The 17,502-nt window shown below is 53.3% G+C and carries 15 protein-coding genes; 5 read left to right on the top strand and 10 right to left on the bottom strand.

Features of this window, described 5'->3' with window-relative positions:
* Positions 1-163: 163 nt before the first annotated feature.
* The 4 genes from RIC05_RS10985 to ftsA form a co-directional block, all read right to left on the bottom strand.
* Entirely contained in the window at positions 164-988 is an 825-nt protein-coding gene (locus RIC05_RS10985; RefSeq protein WP_350047282.1) for an outer membrane protein assembly factor BamD, read from the bottom strand.
* 234 nt (positions 989-1,222) lie between these two features.
* A complete protein-coding gene (gene lpxC, locus RIC05_RS10980) occupies positions 1,223-2,191 on the bottom strand; it encodes a UDP-3-O-acyl-N-acetylglucosamine deacetylase (RefSeq protein ID WP_350042908.1) in 969 nt (322 codons plus the stop codon).
* A gap of 322 nt (positions 2,192-2,513) precedes the next feature.
* Complete coding sequence (gene ftsZ, locus RIC05_RS10975; RefSeq protein ID WP_350047283.1) at positions 2,514-4,166, bottom strand: cell division protein FtsZ; 1,653 nt, start codon at positions 4,164-4,166, stop codon at positions 2,514-2,516.
* Between the two features lie 231 nt (positions 4,167-4,397).
* A complete protein-coding gene (gene ftsA, locus RIC05_RS10970; protein ID WP_350059759.1) occupies positions 4,398-5,609 on the bottom strand; it encodes a cell division protein FtsA in 1,212 nt (403 codons plus the stop codon).
* Between the two features lie 338 nt (positions 5,610-5,947).
* Between ftsA and RIC05_RS10965 the strand changes: the two genes are divergently transcribed.
* From RIC05_RS10965 to RIC05_RS10945, 5 genes are all read left to right on the top strand, one after another.
* Positions 5,948-7,207 carry an ABC transporter substrate-binding protein gene (locus RIC05_RS10965; RefSeq protein WP_350047285.1) on the top strand — a complete coding sequence of 420 codons (1,260 nt, stop codon included), beginning with the start codon at positions 5,948-5,950 and terminating at the stop codon, positions 7,205-7,207.
* Between the two features lie 68 nt (positions 7,208-7,275).
* Positions 7,276-8,169 (top strand): carbohydrate ABC transporter permease, encoded by an 894-nt coding sequence (locus tag RIC05_RS10960; protein WP_350047286.1) that lies wholly within the window; start codon positions 7,276-7,278, stop codon positions 8,167-8,169.
* Positions 8,169-9,047 carry a carbohydrate ABC transporter permease gene (locus RIC05_RS10955; protein WP_350042903.1) on the top strand — a complete coding sequence of 293 codons (879 nt, stop codon included), beginning with the start codon at positions 8,169-8,171 and terminating at the stop codon, positions 9,045-9,047. The genes RIC05_RS10960 and RIC05_RS10955 overlap by 1 nt, the downstream gene beginning before the upstream one ends.
* Positions 9,048-9,088: 41 nt before the next feature.
* On the top strand, positions 9,089-10,198 hold the full coding sequence (locus RIC05_RS10950; RefSeq protein WP_350047287.1) for an ABC transporter ATP-binding protein: 1,110 nt from the start codon (positions 9,089-9,091) through the stop codon (positions 10,196-10,198).
* A 110-nt stretch (positions 10,199-10,308) separates the two neighbouring features.
* On the top strand, positions 10,309-11,325 hold the full coding sequence (locus tag RIC05_RS10945) for a LacI family transcriptional regulator (RefSeq protein WP_350047288.1): 1,017 nt from the start codon (positions 10,309-10,311) through the stop codon (positions 11,323-11,325).
* Between the two features lie 40 nt (positions 11,326-11,365).
* On the opposite strand, the gene RIC05_RS10940 is transcribed toward RIC05_RS10945, so the two are convergent.
* The 6 genes from RIC05_RS10940 to RIC05_RS10915 form a co-directional block, all read right to left on the bottom strand.
* Positions 11,366-12,247: a cell division protein FtsQ/DivIB gene (locus tag RIC05_RS10940; protein WP_350047289.1), complete on the bottom strand. Its 882-nt coding sequence runs from the start codon at positions 12,245-12,247 to the stop codon at positions 11,366-11,368.
* A complete protein-coding gene (locus RIC05_RS10935; RefSeq protein WP_350047290.1) occupies positions 12,235-13,149 on the bottom strand; it encodes a D-alanine--D-alanine ligase in 915 nt (304 codons plus the stop codon). Before RIC05_RS10935 ends, RIC05_RS10940 begins: the two co-directional genes overlap by 13 nt.
* Positions 13,146-14,090, bottom strand: a complete 945-nt coding sequence (gene murB, locus RIC05_RS10930) for a UDP-N-acetylmuramate dehydrogenase (protein ID WP_350047291.1) — start codon at positions 14,088-14,090, stop codon at positions 13,146-13,148. The genes RIC05_RS10935 and murB overlap by 4 nt, the downstream gene beginning before the upstream one ends.
* Before the next feature lie 7 nt (positions 14,091-14,097).
* Positions 14,098-15,507, bottom strand: coding sequence for a UDP-N-acetylmuramate--L-alanine ligase (gene murC / locus RIC05_RS10925; protein ID WP_350047292.1), 1,410 nt, complete (start codon positions 15,505-15,507; stop codon positions 14,098-14,100).
* Positions 15,504-16,760, bottom strand: a complete 1,257-nt coding sequence (murG, locus tag RIC05_RS10920; protein WP_350047293.1) for an undecaprenyldiphospho-muramoylpentapeptide beta-N-acetylglucosaminyltransferase — start codon at positions 16,758-16,760, stop codon at positions 15,504-15,506. The genes murC and murG overlap by 4 nt, the downstream gene beginning before the upstream one ends.
* 195 nt (positions 16,761-16,955) lie before the next feature.
* Positions 16,956-17,420: a GNAT family N-acetyltransferase gene (locus RIC05_RS10915; protein WP_350047294.1), complete on the bottom strand. Its 465-nt coding sequence runs from the start codon at positions 17,418-17,420 to the stop codon at positions 16,956-16,958.
* Between the last annotated feature and the right edge of the window lie 82 nt (positions 17,421-17,502).

Below are 17,502 nucleotides of genomic sequence, written 5' to 3'. Positions count from 1 at the left end.
TGCAGATGCCTTCCTTGGATCAAAAGCATGCACATGGCCGGTGGTTATCAAAAATGTTTGAAAACAGGGCGTAACTGCAATTTGTTCCTGTTGTGTTCTAGGGTTGTTTTACCCCGAATGTCAAGGAAACCTGTATGAAGCCCGCTGTTTATAGAAACAAAAATCAGAACAGATCAGAAATCGACTGGGTTGTTGAGTCCCACCAGCTTTCTTCCGTGCGCTCATCACCGCCATCTTCAACCAGAAGGCTGTAGGATTCGCTGTAATACTCACTGCCCGGGAAGTTATGGCCCAAGACCGATGCGGTGCGTTTTGCTTCGCCTTCAAGCCCAAGTGCAAGATAGCATTCGGTCAGGCGAGCAAGGGCTTCGGGAACGTGGGTGGTGGTTTGATATGTCTGGATCACCGATTTAAACCGGTTGATTGCCGCCAGAAATTCTTTGCGGTCCTGATAGTAACGGCCAACACTCATTTCCTTGCCGGCAAGGTGGTCAACCGTAAGGTCTTTTTTCAGCTTGGCATCACGGGAATATTTGCTGTCGGGGAAACGGCGAATGACGTCATCAAGCGAATCCATCGCATGTTGGGTCATTTGTTGATCGCGACCAACATCCGAGATTTGTTCGTAATAGGACAGTGCCTTGAGATAATAGGCATATGGCACATCCGGGTTGGCCGGATGCAACGAGATGAAACGATCAAGTGCGTTGATCGCATCGTCATATTTGTTGTCCTGATAGTACGAATAGGCCGACATCAAGGTCGCCTTGGTCGCCCATACCGAATAGGGATGCTGGCGTTCGACTTCATCGAACCCCTCGGCCGCCTTCTGGTATTCTTTTGCATCAAGCAGGTCTTGCGCACTGTTATACAGTTCGGAAACCGGACGTTCGACATATTCCGGCGCCTCATTGCTAGAGCAGGCGGCAAGCAGAATGGCCATGCCGCAGGTTGCAATGATGTGTTTGGCGCGAACGGTACTAAGCACTGTGACCTATCCTTGAATCTTGTGACGCACTCACTTGAAAATCCGCCGGACTATATCATGCGAAGGGCGCCCTTGGGCAAGTAGTTGTATGCCCAATTGGTGACTTTTATTGCAGATAACCGCCAGTTGCTTTGACCTGCGCGATGAAAAATGCTTAAGGCATCAAAAAAGGCGACCCGATGGGCCGCCATTTTTAATTGATATATACCTATGTGCCACAGCCAGATGATGCAATCAGGCCGTTGCAAGAACAGGTTCAACCGCGCCATGCAGGGCGGATTTACGCATCGGGGTCACCTGATAGGCGGTTTCATCTGCCAGCAAAGCCTGAAGCAACAGGTTGTTGACGTGATGACCCGATTTATAAGCGGTTACCTTGCCCTGAAGCTGCATGCCGGCAGTGTAAAGATCGCCCAGCGCATCAAGGATTTTGTGGCGGACAAACTCATCTTCATAGCGCAGGCCTTCTTCGTTCATGACTTCATCACCTGAAAGCACAACGGCATTATCAAGTGAACCACCACGGGCCAGACCGGCTGAACGCATGGCTTCGACTTCATGAAGGAAGCCAAACGTACGGGCACGCGAAATATCGGCAACGAAGACACCGTCATCGAATTTAACGCTCATGCGCTGGTTGGCGATGGCTTTGCTGGTGAAATCGATTTCAAAATCGATCTCAAACCCATCTGCCGGTTCAACCCGCGCGGTACAGCCGTTAAATTCGACTTCAATCGGTTTAAGAACTTCAATGACCTGACGCGGCGCATTCTGTTCTTCAATACCAACACAATCGATCAGGAAATTGAATGGTGCGGAACTGCCATCCATGACCGGGACTTCATCGGCATCAATGTCGATCAGAACGTTATCAATGCGCGATCCGGCAAGGGCCGCCATCAGATGTTCGATGGTGCCAATTTTGATCCCTTTGGATGCATCGCCAAGACAGGTGCAAAGACGGGTATCAATCACACCATCGTAACGTGCCGGGAACAACGGCTGGTCTTCCAGATCCGTGCGGCGAAATACGATGCCATGATTGGCAGAAGCAGGATGCAACGTGATACGGATTTTCTGACCGGAATGCAGGCCGACACCGGCACAACCGATGGACGCTTTTAATGTGCGCTGGCGCACAAAATCGTCACCGTGCACGCCTGTCTGCGCAATGGCAGCAGTTAGGTCGGTAATATTATTCACAAAAACCCCCAAATCAGGTCAGTCAGTTTGTAATCTATCTTGGTGAAGTGCTTAGCAGAGCCTCAACCCTCACTTCGTTAGCTTCAGACACTACCGACGTTGTGACAATCAGACAAATCACTCTTTGTTACGCTTTGTAAATCATCTGAAATTCATAAAATAATCAATAAATTCAATAATGTATCGGTAGAATAAAATCATTTTTTAGGGCGCTGCAACCTGTTTGTTAACAGGCAAGGCCGCTTGGCTTGATCCCGCACGGGGTATCTATAAAAAAAGGGAAGGCAATGAAGCCTTCCCTTTCTGTGCGCGGAGATCGTGGTCAGTTGGCCTGACGACGAAGGAAGGCCGGAATTTCAAGAAGGTCATCAGACGCACCAGGCGCCTTGCCCCGGGAAGCGGGCTCCTTTTTGAGAGTCGATGAGCTGTCTTCACCAAGGGGCATTTCAGTCTGACGCGGGGCAGGTGCCTGCGGCTGGGAGACTTTCGGTTCCGCATGCTGGTGCTGATGCGGGTCCTTGATGGTTTTGTTCTTACCAAACAGGCTGCTCAGGACCGAACGCGGCGAGGTTGCATTCTGGGCATCTGCTGCTTCGAATACATCCGGGCTGTGATGGGACTGATTGGCTTCGCTCGGGGTCATGGCGCGTGGCGGAATAAAGGCCATGTCGCCATTGCTGTTGGTTTTTTCAGTCGGCTTGTTTGCACGCAGAACCGGTTTCGGTTTCAGGACCGTCTGGCCCATTTCAATCGAACCGGTTTCCTGTGCTTCCGCCTGATGGCTGATTTCCGGCTGCTGTGCGCTACCGGTTGCCGCAAAACGTTCTGCCGGGATGTGATCAATTGATGCACCACCGGCATAGTCGGCAGACCCGTCATGAGCACTGGCAGCAGCGTTGCCTGCACCATGCTGTGCGAATGACGGCACAGATGGTTTTTCGGCTGGCTGGGCTGCTTTTGGCTGTGCCACGGAAACGGTGGTTGGTTGTGGACGGCGCATTTCTTCGGCGTCGATACCGGTTGCAACCACGGAAACCCGCAACGCACCTTCGATGGTTGGGTCGAAGGTCGAACCAAAGATAATGTTGGCTTCTGAAGCGACTTCTTCGCGAATACGGTTCGCGGCTTCGTCAACTTCATAAAGGGCCATATCCATGCCACCGGTGATGTTGATGAGGACAGCACGTGCGCCCTTCATCGAAGCATCTTCCAGAAGCGGATTGGCAATGGCGGCTTCGGCAGCTTCAAGCGCACGTTTTTCGCCGGATGCTTCGCCTGTACCCATCATGGCTTTGCCCATCTCGCTCATAACCGTGCGGATATCGGCAAAATCAAGGTTCACAAGACCCGGAACCATCATAAGGTCGGTAATCGAACGCACACCATTGCGCAGAACATCGTCTGCCATCTGGAAGGCATCTGCAAAGGTGGTTTTTTCGTTCGCGACCCGGAACAGGTTCTGGTTTGGAATGATAATCAGGGTATCAACATACTGCTGAAGCTGCTCAATCCCCTGTTCGGCAGTGCGCATGCGGCGCGTGCCTTCAAAATGGAACGGCTTGGTAACGACACCAACGGTCAGAATGCCGGATTCTTTTGCGGCACGTGCAATGACCGGGGCTGCACCGGTACCCGTACCACCGCCCATACCGGCGGTGATGAATACCATGTGGCTACCTTCAAGCTGGGCCTGAATGTCTTCAATGGATTCTTCTGCGGCGGCACTTCCTGCATCAGGACGTGCCCCTGCACCCAAACCTTGCGTAATTTTGCGGCCAAGCTGCATCTTACGCGTGGCTTTGCTCTGGCTCAGGGCCTGAGAATCGGTGTTGGCAACAACAAAATCGCACCCTTCAAGTTCAGATGAGATCATGTTGTTAACGGCGTTGCCACCGGCACCGCCGACACCGATGACGGTGATCTTCGGTTTTAGATTTTCTTCCGTTTCTGGAACGGAAAAATTGATTGTACTCATTGTTTGCTCTTCCTCTCCGCGCTTTAGAGCTTAAAGATCACACAAGCCTTCCCTTCGCTTATGCGTGCCAGAATTGCTTCGGGCACAAAGACCTCCGAGTTCGTTTTAGCGGGCAAAGAGTTATTGCCGTGTTAATGAGCATCAAAGTTTTCAAAAAAATGCACAAAAAAGTGCACTTATTTTTCAAATCCGCTGTTTCTTGCAGATCGGGCAGGGTTTGCGGTTCGGAAACTAGAAATTTTCCTTGAACCATGCACCGAAACGACCCCAGCGTCCGCCGGACTGACGGATTTTCGCCATGGCTTCGCTTAATGGATCGTTTTGCTGTTCAACAGCACGCAGCAGCAACCCGGCACAGGCCGAAAAGGCCGGACCACTCGTTGCTTCGGCCAAACCGGACACCCCGTGGGGATGCGCAACCGTTGCCGGGCGTTCAAACATCTGATTGGCAAGATCAGCAATCGCATTAAGCTGGCTGGCACCGCCGGTCAGAACAATGCTGCGTCCGCCAATTTGTGACAGCCCGTGTTCTTCAAGCTGATCACGGATCAGCTCAAAGGTTTCTTCAAGGCGCGGCTTGATGATGTTGATCAGCATCGAGCGCGGGACATGATTGAAATTATTCTCGTCTTCGTCACCAATAATCGGAACCGCAAGGATTTCCTGATCGTCCGAGGGCGATGTCAGCGCACTGCCATGCAGCGTCTTCATGCGTTCGGCATGGTTAAGCGACGTATTAAGCCCGTAGGCAATGTCACGTGTCACATGCGCACCACCGACCGGGATGGAGGTGGTATAGATCACCTGACCACCGTTAAACACGGCAACACTGGTGGTGCCAGCTCCCATGTCAATCACGGTTGCGCCAAGTTCGCGCTGATCGGGTGTCAGGGCCGAAAGACCCGATGCCAAAGGTGTGACTACGGTTTCCTCGATCGCAAGATGGCAACGGCCCAGAAGGGTGCCAAGATTGCGCAGCGGTGCTGTCTGTGTGCGGACAAAGTGCAGATCCAGACCAAGGGTCGATCCATACATGCCGCGCGGATCATTCATCGAATTCGCACCATCAAGCCGGAACCCCAGCGGGACGGTGTGGATCAATTCATCACCGGCCTGACGCAAAAGGGCTTCTTTCTGGTCATTCAGCTTTCTGATCTCAAGATTGCCAATCGGGCGGGAACCAAGCGGGAGTTCAACCGTATGGGTTTCCGATTCCGGGCGCCCACCTGACAGGTTCACAATCACCGATTCGATGGTTTGCCCGGCCATCTTTTCAGCAGCATTCACCGCGGCCAGCACAACTTCCTGTGCAGCGTCAATATTTGCGATCGATCCGCTTTGCAGCCCTTTGGACATATTGTGTCCGATGCCGATGACTTTCGGCGGCTGGTCTTTTTCGCGTCGCGCAATAAAACAACAGACCTTGGACGTTCCGATGTCCAAAGCCGCAATCAATCCTGATCTGGTTTTGCTGCGTGCCAATTATCTGCTCGAAATCTTTTTAAGAGTTATTGGTTCAATTATTTGTAGGTCGAACCTTACGCCCGTTTTCCACTAAAAGCCGTTGCAAATTGGTTAAGGCTGACCGGAGTCTTTTGCAATCTAAATCCCAAAGGCGTGGAATGGTCTTTTTGCGGTGCGAAGTCGGGGTGATGATCAACCGCTGGTTCTTGCCGGTTCCCTCATTGCTGTACTGCAACGTTACAGGCCTAGCTTGACAGTCAACTGTAACGTTGCAGTAATTAACCGCCAAATTAAAAAACCAACAGGGAGGAAACAGCATGTTTCTTGGAAAAATGACACGTGCCGGGATCGGAATGATTGCGGCACTCGGGCTTTCGACCAGCATTGCATCGGCGCAGGAAAGTGTTGAAGTCCTGCATTGGTGGACCTCGGGTGGCGAAGCAAAGGCGCTTCAGGTTCTTAAAAAGGATCTCGAAGATCAGGGCGTTTCATGGAATGACATGCCGGTTGCCGGCGGTGGTGGCGAACAGGCAATGACTGTTTTGCGCGCACGCGTCACATCGGGCAATGCGCCAACAGCCGTTCAAATGCTGGGCTTTGACATCAAGGACTGGGCAGGCGAAGGCGTTCTGGCCAATCTTGATGATCTGGCCGCACAGGAAGGCTGGGATGATGTTGTTCCAGACGCGCTTAAAGGCTTTTCGAAATATGACGGTCACTGGATCGCAGCCCCGGTCAATGTGCATTCAACCAACTGGGTTTGGGCCAACAAGGCCATCTTTGACGAGCTTGGTCTGGAACAGCCAACCGACTGGGATGAGCTGATTGCAGCGCTTGATAAGATCAAGGCCGCTGGATACACGGCTGTGGCCCATGGTGGTCAGGCATGGCAGGACGCAACCATCTTTGATGCAGTTGTTATGGCAACGGGTGGCGGGGATTTCTATCAGGCATCCATGATCGATACCGATCCGGATGCATTGGGTTCGGACACGATGAAAACCGTGTTTGATCGCATGGCGACATTGCGGACCTATGTTGATGATAACTTCTCGGGCCGTGACTGGAACCTTGCGACCGCGATGGTGATCAACAAGGAAGCTGGCGTTCAGTTCATGGGCGATTGGGCCAAGGGTGAATTCCTCAATGCCGGGAAAGTCCCCGACACCGATTTCCTGTGCTTCCGGTTCCCGGGAACACAGGATGCTGTGACCTTCAACTCCGATCAGTTCGTGATGTTCGAAGTTGGTGCAGATCGTCAGGATGCCCAGATGAAACTGGCACAGGCTGTATTATCGCCAAGTTTCCAGTCGGCGTTCAACGTGGTTAAGGGCTCTGTCCCGGCACGTACCGATGTGCCAAACGATGCCTTTGATGCCTGTGGCAAAAAAGGCATGGCTGAACTGGCAGCGGCCAACAAGAACGGCACGTTGTTTGGATCGATGGCCCATGGGCACTCGGTTCCGGCCGGTGTTAAAAACGCGATGTATGATGTGATTACGGCGCATTTCAACGGCGAATATGACAGTGCAACTGCTGTCGAAGAGCTCGTGAATGCGGTTGAATCCGCGCAGTAAGACCAACATGACAAACCGGCGGCCGAGATAGCATTTCCGGCCGTCGGACAACGTGCGGAGCATCATCCATGCAACCATCCTTGCCCGGTAAGGCACAGGCAACCCTGCGGGAAGTTCTGCCCCGTCTGGTGCTGAGCCCAAGCCTGTTTCTGATCCTTTTATTCGTTTATGGATTTATCATTTACACCGGTTATCTATCGCTGACCGATAGCCGGATGCTGCCGTCCTATGATCTTGAAGGGTTTGGCAATTATGCCAAGCTGTGGGGGAACCGTAACTGGCTGATTGCCCTTCAGAACCTTGCGATCTTTGGCGTTCTTTATATCGTCATTTGTTCGGTGCTTGGGTTGCTTCTGGCAATATTGCTGGATCAGAAAATCCGCGGCGAAGGCATTCTAAGGCCGATCTATCTCTATCCGATGGCGTTGTCCTTCATCGTGACCGGGACGGCCTGGAAATGGTTTCTTGATCCCGGTCTTGGTCTTGAAAACACCATGCATTTATGGGGATGGGAAAGCTTCACCTTTAACTGGATCAAGGATCGCAATATGGCGATCTATACCGTGGTGATCGCCGCTGTCTGGCAGTCATCGGGGTTTGTCATGGCAATGTTTCTGGCCGGGTTGCGCGGGATTGATAGTGAAATCCTCAAAGCCGCCCAGATGGATGGTGCCAGCCGATGGAGCCTCTATACACGGATCGTTATTCCGCAATTGCGCCCGGTGTTTCTGTCGGCCTTTGTGGTTTTGGCCCATCTGGCGATCAAGGCCTATGACCTTGTTATTGCCTTGACCAATGGTGGTCCGGGACGGGCGACCGAGTTACCGGCGACCTTCATGTATTCCTATACCTTTACCCGCAATCAAATGGGGGTCGGGGCATCGTCGGCTGTGATCATGCTGGCGATGATTGCATCAATCATTGTGCCCTATCTTTATTCCGAACTGAGGGAGCGTCGCTGATGTCACGTTCAACGCAACCTTCCTTTGGCACGGCTAAGCTTTTACGCGCTGCCCTGTATTCGGTTCTGATCCTGTTTGCGGTTTATTACCTGCTGCCGCTGTTTGTCATGCTGGTAAACTCGGTCAAGACACTTGATGAAATCCGCGGTGGCAACATGATGTCGCTGCCCGAAGTTTTCACGTTTGAGCCGTGGTTAAACGCATGGTCAGAAGCCCAGATCGGGGTCGAGCCAACCGGATTAAGCCCCTATTTCATCAACAGCATCGTGATGGTCGTGCCGGCCGTCGCAATCTCGACTGCCTTGGGTGCGATGAATGGTTATGTGCTGACCAAATGGCGGTTTCCGGGTGACAAGATCATTTTCGGATTGATGCTGTTTGCCTGCTTTATCCCGTTCCAGATCGTTCTGATCCCGATGGCGCGTGTGCTTGGCATGATCGGCATTGCCGGGACGACAAGCGGGTTGGTGCTGGTGCATGTGGTCTATGGGCTTGGCTTTACAACGCTATTCTTCCGTAATTATTACGCCGCATTCCCGGATGAGCTGATCAAGGCCGCCAAGATGGATGGGGCCGGGTTCTGGCGGACCTTTACCCGTATTCTTCTGCCCAGTTCCGGGCCGATCATTGTTGTGACCGTGATTTGGCAATTCACCAATATCTGGAATGACTTCCTGTTCGGGGCGTCATTTGCCGATTTTGATTCGATGCCGATGACGGTAGCACTCAACAACCTCGTTTCATCCTCAACCGGGGTCAAGGAATACAATGTGCATTTTGCCGGTGCGGTGCTTGCGGCCCTTCCGACACTGATCGTTTACGTCGTTTCCGGGCGTTACTTCGTCCGTGGACTGATGGCCGGTGCGGTCAAGGGCTAGGCCGCTAAGGCCATCATAAAAAGAAGTACAGGGAAGTTATCATGTCCTTTCTACAAATCGACAAGGTTTGCAAAAGTTTCGCTTCGATCAATGTCTTGCGCGATATTTCACTTGATGTTGAAGAAGGCGGTTTTCTGGTCCTTGTCGGCCCGTCGGGCTGTGGCAAATCGACGCTTTTGAACACGATTGCCGGGCTTGAAAATCTGACAACCGGGGAAATTCGCATTGATGGCAATGTGATTGATGATTTGCCACCTGCAGAACGCAACATTGCTATGGTGTTTCAAAGCTATGCGCTTTATCCCAACATGAATGTTGGCCAGAACATTGCCTTTGGTCTGGAAATGCGCGGCATGCCCAAAGACGAACGCGATGCCAAGGTCACCGAGGTCGCCAAAACGCTTCAGATCGAACATTTGCTGGATCGTAAACCCGGTCAGCTTTCCGGTGGTCAGCGCCAGCGTGTGGCGATGGGCCGCGCATTGGTGCGCAATCCGCAATTGTTCCTGTTTGACGAACCATTATCAAACCTTGATGCCAAGTTGCGCGTTGATATGCGCACTGAAATCAAACGCATGCATCAGGCCTTGGGCACGACAATTGTCTATGTCACCCATGACCAGATCGAAGCCATGACGCTGGGCACAAGGATTGCGGTTCTCAAAGACGGAATTGTTCAGCAATACGGCACTCCGGCCGAGATTTATAACGATCCGTCCAATTTGTTCGTTGCTGATTTTATGGGATCACCGGCCATGAACCTGATCCCGGCAACCGTGCGCGGCAATGCGGTTGAAATGACACGGGCAGGCGAAGACCCACTTGTGCTTGATTTCAAACAATTGCCTGCGGATGTGGCGGGCTATGACGGGCGTGAGGTGATTGTCGGCATCCGGCCCGAAGCCATTACCGATGTTGATAACCGCGCAACCGGGCGCGTTGATCAGAAATCCGTTTTGGCATCCTGTTTGATTGATGTGGTCGAACCGGCCGGGGCCGATATTTTTGCGATTACGGCACTGGGTGGCAAAGAAGTCGTCACACGCCTGCATCAAGATTGGTCTGGTCAGGCGAAACAACATGCAGAATTGGTGTTCAACCTTGAAAAAGTTGTGTTTTTCGATCCGCAAAGCGGCATGAGACTGCGTTAGGGTCCAAACTCATTCATATGAATGAGTTTGGACCCTAGAAGTTCAAATGCCTGTCGGAATGCCTTTTAAGGAGGGACCGAAACCTGCCCGATCATGATCCTGTTGGCAACATGGGAACCCGTACCCAAAGCCGACCGACGCTTAAAACCATTGCGGAAATGACCGGCCTTGGGGTGACCACGGTATCGCGTGCGTTAAAGGATGCGCATGATATCAGTGTCAAAACCAAACTGCGGGTGCGCAAGGTCGCGGACGCAATCGGCTATCATCCTGATCGTGCAGGCGTGCGTCTGCGTACGGGCAAAACCAACGTCATCAGCCTGATTCTGGATCAAACGGACAAGGTTCCGGAATTTGCCCGGCGTATGATTGTCGGGATATCGAATGCAACGCGCGGCACCCCGTATCATTTGGTGGTAACGCCGCAGTCCCGATCAGATGATCCAATGGACCCTGTGCGCTATATCCTTGATAGCCGGGCCGCCGACGGTGTGATCATTACCCATGTACGTCCCGATGATGAACGGATTGCCGTGCTCCGTCAAAGTGGCTTGCCGTTTGTGGCACACGGGCGAAGCCTTTCAGGGCCCCCGCATGCCTATCATGACTTTGATAACCGATCTTTTTGTGAAATGGCGGCCAACCGGTTGATCGGGCGTGGACGCAAACGTCTGGCTTTGCTGTCCCCGCCATCGGAGTTTTCATATTATCAGGAAAGCCTGGCCGGTTTTACCGCCGCGGCCGATGCCGCTGGTGTCCTGCATAAGGTTCTAAGCGGCATTGATCTTGATAGCAGCAGCGAAGTTCTGAGGCAGGCCGGGATGGCGTTGCGCCATCAGGATTATGTGCCGGACGGCATTGTTTGTGGCAGTGAGTTATGCGCGATGGCGCTGATTGATGGCCTGATCCAGTCAGGTTTCGATGTGGGTCGTGATATTGACGTGATCGCCAAGGAAACATCAGACTTGCTGAACTATACCCGGCCCCGGATTGACAGTTTGCGCGAAGACCTGATTGTCGCCGGACAGGAACTGGCAGCCCATCTGATTGATGTCATTGAAAAGCGCGATGTCAGCATTCTGCAATCGCTTGGTCAGCCGATCCCGGTTTGGCGCAACGAACTATAAGCTCATTGGGTCATTAATTGGTCTTGAGCCTAGGGCGGGGTTAAACCGCCCCTTCCTTCTTTGGCGGGTTGCGCCTTAGTTCAGCTGCACCGGGTGTCAAACGGACAAAGGTCCGGTCGGGCAGGCGCAAATCAACAATCAACACATCGCGATCCAGCAGGTCATGGTCACGGTCAAGGATCTCAAGCCGTTGCCAAGCCTTGTCCATATCCTTTTCCGGCAGGCGCACAAACATGCCGTTTGAAAGCTGGATATTCCAACGACGATGACCAATGCGCTGCGCCCCCGTAACCATATCGTACAAATGCGGAATGGTCTGAATGGTTGCCAGCATTTCGGCAGCATGTTGTGGCGCGTCATCCCCCACCAGAACCGGCAGATCAAGGTAATCACCAAGCTCATAGTTCTGAAGTTGCGCGCCGTCGCCATCGATTAAAACATGGCCGCGATCGTTGGTTTGCCAAAGGGCAAGGGGTTTGCGTTCAACAACCGACACAATCAGGGTATCTGGCAATTGGCGTTCTACCGTGGCGGTGCGCACCCATGAAAGTTCTTCGATCCGTTCGCGTGCGGCATCAACGTCAAAGGTAATGATCGGGGTTCCGGTTTTCTTGCCGATTGCGGCCAAAAGTGCATCGGTTTCGGTTTTTTCACGGCCCGATACTTCAATGTTTTTGACTGTCATGCCAAGTTCGGCTGACAGGCGGATACTTTCGTTTTCCGCCATGACAAGCCATTTATCAGCTTTGCCAGTATACCAAAGGGCAGCCGGAATAATTGTGATGGCCCCGATAAAACCGGTCCACCAAAGACCGCGCGCAACCTTTTTCAGGTTGGAGGCGACACCATGTTGCTTATCAAGCTTTTCGCGGCGTTCACGGGCCTGTTCTTCAAGCGTTCCGATGGTGCCTAACGTTCGCATGATGCATCCTCTACCATCCATGCAACGATGTCGGCAAAGCTCATGCCGTCATGGCGGGCTGCATCGGGAACAAGGGATGTTGGCGTCATGCCCGGCTGGGTATTGATTTCTAGAATCGCCAAACGATCATTTTCCGGGTCATAGCGAAAATCGGCACGCGCAATGCCACGGCACCCCAAGGCCCGATAAGATTCTTCGGCATGGCGTTGTAAACGGTCGCGCAAATCGCTTTGAATGTCTGCCGGGATGATATGTTCAGAACCGCCTTGAACATATTTTGATTCAAAATCGTAAAAGGCATGATTTCCGGTCAGAATTTCAATGACTTCCATCGCCTTGCCGTCCTTGACCGCAACGGTCATTTCCCGGCCCGGAATGAATTCTTCCTGCATGACGCCGTCGCCATGGACCCATGCGCGGGCCAGCATGTTCTGTTCTTCTTCCGGGGTAAGGATGATCTCGACCCCGACCGATGACCCTTCGTTGTTGGGTTTCAGAACATAGGGCGGCGGCAACGCGGTGCCATTGGCAATTTCATCGCGTGTCACCCAGACATGACGGGCACAGGGAATGTCATATTCCATGAACATTGCCTTGGCCGACATTTTATCCATGGCAATCGCGGATGCCCGGACGCCGGAATGGGTGTAGGGAATATCCATGATTTCCAGCAATCCCTGAACCGCACCATCTTCGCCCCAACGGCCATGCAAGGCGTTGAAAATAACATCCGGTTTCGGATCAATAGCGGACAATTGACGGGCAAGGTCACGGGTGGCATCGATTTCCGTAACTTTATAACCCTTTTCACGCAGCGCCTTGATACATTCACGGCCCGATGACAGGGATACTTCGCGCTCGGCCGACCAACCGCCGTAAATGACAGCGACATGCTTGCTCATGCGTCTTTTCCTATGATCGAGTGACCCAGGCGTTCGCCAATGCGCCGGATTTCCCAGCGCAGCTCAACGCCGCAATGTTGTTTAACCCGTTTGCGAACTTCATCGCCCAATAGTTCAAGATCAAGGGCGGTGGCATCCCCGGTATTGATCATGAAATTGCAATGTTGTTGCGACATTTGTGCCCCGCCAATGGTCAGTCCGCGGCAGCCAGCAGCATCAATGACTTCCCATGCGCGGCTGTGTTCTGGATTGGCAAAGGTTGATCCGCCAGTACGCGATTTGATCGGCTGTGATTCCGCACGGGCTTCTTGAATTTCGGCCATCCGCTTGGCGATATCGCCGGGATCGCCGGATGTTGCACGCAGAACGGCAGATGTGAAAATCCAGTCTTCGGGAAGCCCGCAATGACGGTACGACATATCCATTTCGTCAGGGATGACTGTGTGTATGTCACCTTTGCTGTCAATCGCGGTGGCTGACACCAGAACATCCTTGATTTCCGTACCATAGGCCCCGGCATTCATACGCAATGCGCCGCCGATGGTGCCCGGAATACCTGACAGAAATTCCAACCCGGCAATAGCGTTCATCTGTGCCGTTTGCGCGACATGTAAGTCAAGTGCCCCGGCCCCGGCATGGACCGCACCATCAATGACTTCAACATCGGTAAACGGACGGCCAAGACGAATGACAACGCCGCGAATGCCGCCATCACGCACCAGAAGGTTGGAGCCAACCCCGATAACCGTTACGGGCAAGTCATCGGGCTTGCCTTTCAGGAAATCTGCAAGGTCGGCTTCGTCAGCAGGGCGGAACAAGACATCAGCCGGACCGCCAACCTGAAACCAGGTGACATTGGACAATTGCGCACCTTCGCGCAACTTGCCCCGTACCTTGGGCAGGCGGTCAATCAAGGGTGTGTGATGTCCAGGCGTGCTCATGACGATCTCAGTTCTTTAATGCTTCAAGTTGTTCAGGAAGTGCATTGGCCCATGCACTGATCGAACCCGCACCAAGGCAAACAACCAGATCACCCGGTTTGGCTTCTGCAGCGACGATTTCGGCCAGTTTGTCCGGGCTTTCAAGGGCGCTGACATGGCGATGCCCACGGTTGCGCAACCCTTCGACAAGGGAATCGCGCGATGCGCCTTCAATCGGGCTCTCACCGGCTTCGTAAACATCGGCGACTATGACACTGTCGGCATCGTTAAAGCAGGTGCAGAAATCTTCAAACAGATCATGCAGGCGTGAATAACGGTGTGGCTGAACCACGGCAATGACATTGTTCCGGGTTGCCTGACGTGCGGCTTTTAGCACGGCTTTGATTTCAACCGGGTGATGACCGTAATCATCAATGATGGTCACACCATCAACTTCGCCCGTTTTGGTAAAGCGGCGCTTGACCCCGGTGAAACCGTCAAAGGCCGATACGATTTTCTCGTCAGGAATGCCAAGTTCAAGTGCAACCGTGATGGCAGCCAATGAGTTCGAAACGTTGTGATCCCCCACCATCGGCAAGCGGACATCCTTGATCACGCGTTCTTCGCTATCAACCCGTTCGCGGATGACAACGTCAAAAACGCTATCACCGATATTGGTGCGCACATTGACGGCGCGCACATCGGCCTGCGGCGAAAAGCCAAAGGTGAAAATACGGCGATCCGTTACCTTGCCGATCAGGGCCTGAACTTCGGGATGATCAATGCACAAAACGGCAAAGCCATAGAACGGAATGTTCTGGACAAAGTTTTTGAACGCTTCGCGCAGCTGGTCGAAATCTTTCCAGTGATCAAGATGTTCTGGATCAATGTTGGTCACAACCGAGATCGTTGACGGCACTTTGACAAAGGTCCCGTCCGACTCATCGGCCTCGACCACCATCCAGTCGCCATCGCCAAGGCGCGCATTGGTGCCATATGAATTAATGATCCCGCCATTGATCACGGTCGGGTCAAGGCCCGCCGCATCAAGCATGGTCGCGACAAGGGATGTGGTGGTGGTTTTCCCGTGGGTGCCGCCAACGGCAATTGCCGCCTTAAGGCGCATCAGTTCGGCCAACATTTCCGCACGGCGCACAACCGGGATCATATCGGCACGTGCGGCAACGACTTCTGGGTTGTTTGGCTTAACCGCGGTTGAAATCACGACAACCTTGGCATCGGTAACATTGCTACCTTCATGACCGACAAAGACCTTGATACCAAGACCGCGCAGGCGCTGGACATTGGCATTGTCAGAAATGTCAGACCCTTGCACGGAATACCCAAGGTTATGCAGAATTTCGGCAATACCGGACATACCGATGCCGCCAATACCGACAAAGTGGATGGTGCCGATGTTGAGCGGCAGGGTGTTCATAGTGTGTCTCCTCGGTCTTTACTTATGTTCTCGTTGCTCGGGCTTCCTGCCGGGTTCAGTCCCAGCATATCAAGCACCATATCAGCCAGCCGTTCGGCGGCATTCGGGCGGCCCGTGGCTTTGGCAGCCTTAGCCGCACGGCTTAAGGCTGCCGGATTTTGCAAAAGTTTGGTCAGGCGTTCGCTTAGAATTTCGACCGTAAAACGATCTTGGGGCAACAACCACGCCCCACCGGCTTCTTCGACCTGTTGGGCGTTAAAACGTTGATGATCATCAATCGCATGGGGCAGGGGCACCAAAAGCGACGGGCGCCCGGCCGCAGTCAGCTCGGCCACCGTCGATGCCCCGGACCGTGCAATTACCAGATGGCAATCACGCAGGCGATCAGGGATATCATCGATAAAGGATGCCAGTGTCACATCAATGCCCGACCCGTCATAGGTTTTGCGGACGGCATCGATATCTTCTGCGCGGGCCTGTTGTGTCACCACCAGCCGGTTACGCAAATCACGCGGCAGGGCAACAAGGGCCGCCGGCAAAACTTCTGATAAAACCCGCGCACCTTGTGACCCGCCGGTAATCAATAAACGCACCGGTCCTTCTGCGGTCGGGACGTCATATTCCATGCTGGCAAGGGCGGCGACTTCGTGGCGGATCGGATTGCCGGTCCATGTGACTTTGGCGTCATCATTTTTGGCAATCAACCTGACCGTGGCAAAGGATGTGGCAATGCGCTTGGCAGCACCGGAGACCAATCGGTTGGCCCGACCAAGAACCGCATTTTGTTCGTGAATGGCAAACGGAATACCCAGCCATTTGGCCGATAATGTTGCCGGGATCGACGCATACCCGCCAAAGCCAATCACGGCAGCAGGCTTTGATTGTTTCAGAAGGGATCGGGCTTTCATCGTGCCAAGGCCAAGACGAAGGGCGCCGGTAATCCGGCCCTTTAATCCCTTGCCCGCAATGCCGCCTGCCGGAAGGATGATGGTTTCAACCCCGTCAACACCGTCGGTATAGCGCGAAGCACGGGCATCGGTGAAAAACAGCACCTTGGCCCCGCGGCGCACAAGCGCACGTGCCAAGGCAACGGCGGGGAACATATGCCCGCCGGTTCCGCCCGACGTCAGGGCGATGACCTGCCCGGCCAAAGGATGTTCCGCCACATCGCCAATGTGCGAAATGTCGGGCGTAACATCCGGCGATGTGGCCGGGGAAATTTCAATATTTTGGCTGTTGGTCATCAGATCCACTTACGCAACGACGGTTTGCCCTATCAGAACCCGAGAAAGGTTAACATCCCTTCAAGCGGGGGCATTTATAGGGCTGGAATTTGTCGTTTTTTAGGGCTGTGTGTTTTGAAACGGGCAGGCGACAGCCAAGGTGACCATTCACGTGTCGGCGGGAAATTATTGCATCCAGTATTGAGCCGCCTTGAGGGCAGGGCGCTAAGCCGTATCAATCTTGTATAAAACCGAATGATCGCGTTTGGCCAACCGGTCATAAAGGCGTTGGGCGCCGTGGTTATCATCGCCTGTTAACCAGTACAGACGGGTCCAGTCTTGTTGCTTGGCCTGTGCTTGTAATGCGGTCATCATCTGTTCGCCAATGCCCCGACCACGTTGATCGGCCGACACCCAGAAATCTTCAAGATAGGCGACATTACGCAGCGAAAATGTGTGGGGATGGATGATGAGATGCGCCAGACCGATGACGGTGGGGGCATCGGCCTGCGACTCAGGATCAATCGCCAGCCATGCCTGCATGGCGTGATCCGGATCAAGGATACGATGCCAAAGACCATCAATCACATCATCCGGCATATCAGGGGCACCAAACTTGGCAATGTATTGGCGCCAAAGCTGTTCCCAGCCAGAACGGTGCTTTGGTTCGGCGTGCAGAATATCGATCATATTATTTGGATTCCGTCGCAAACCGTGACAGGGCCGGGGCACAAGTCGGTTTCTATTCGGTTATGAGAACGGTGAGGGGCGT

The organism is Thalassospira sp., from assembly GCF_040218635.1.
Classification (GTDB): Bacteria; Pseudomonadota; Alphaproteobacteria; order Rhodospirillales; family Thalassospiraceae; genus Thalassospira.
Note: the sequence above shows the minus strand (reverse complement) of the source record. Positions and strands in the feature narration are given on the sequence as shown.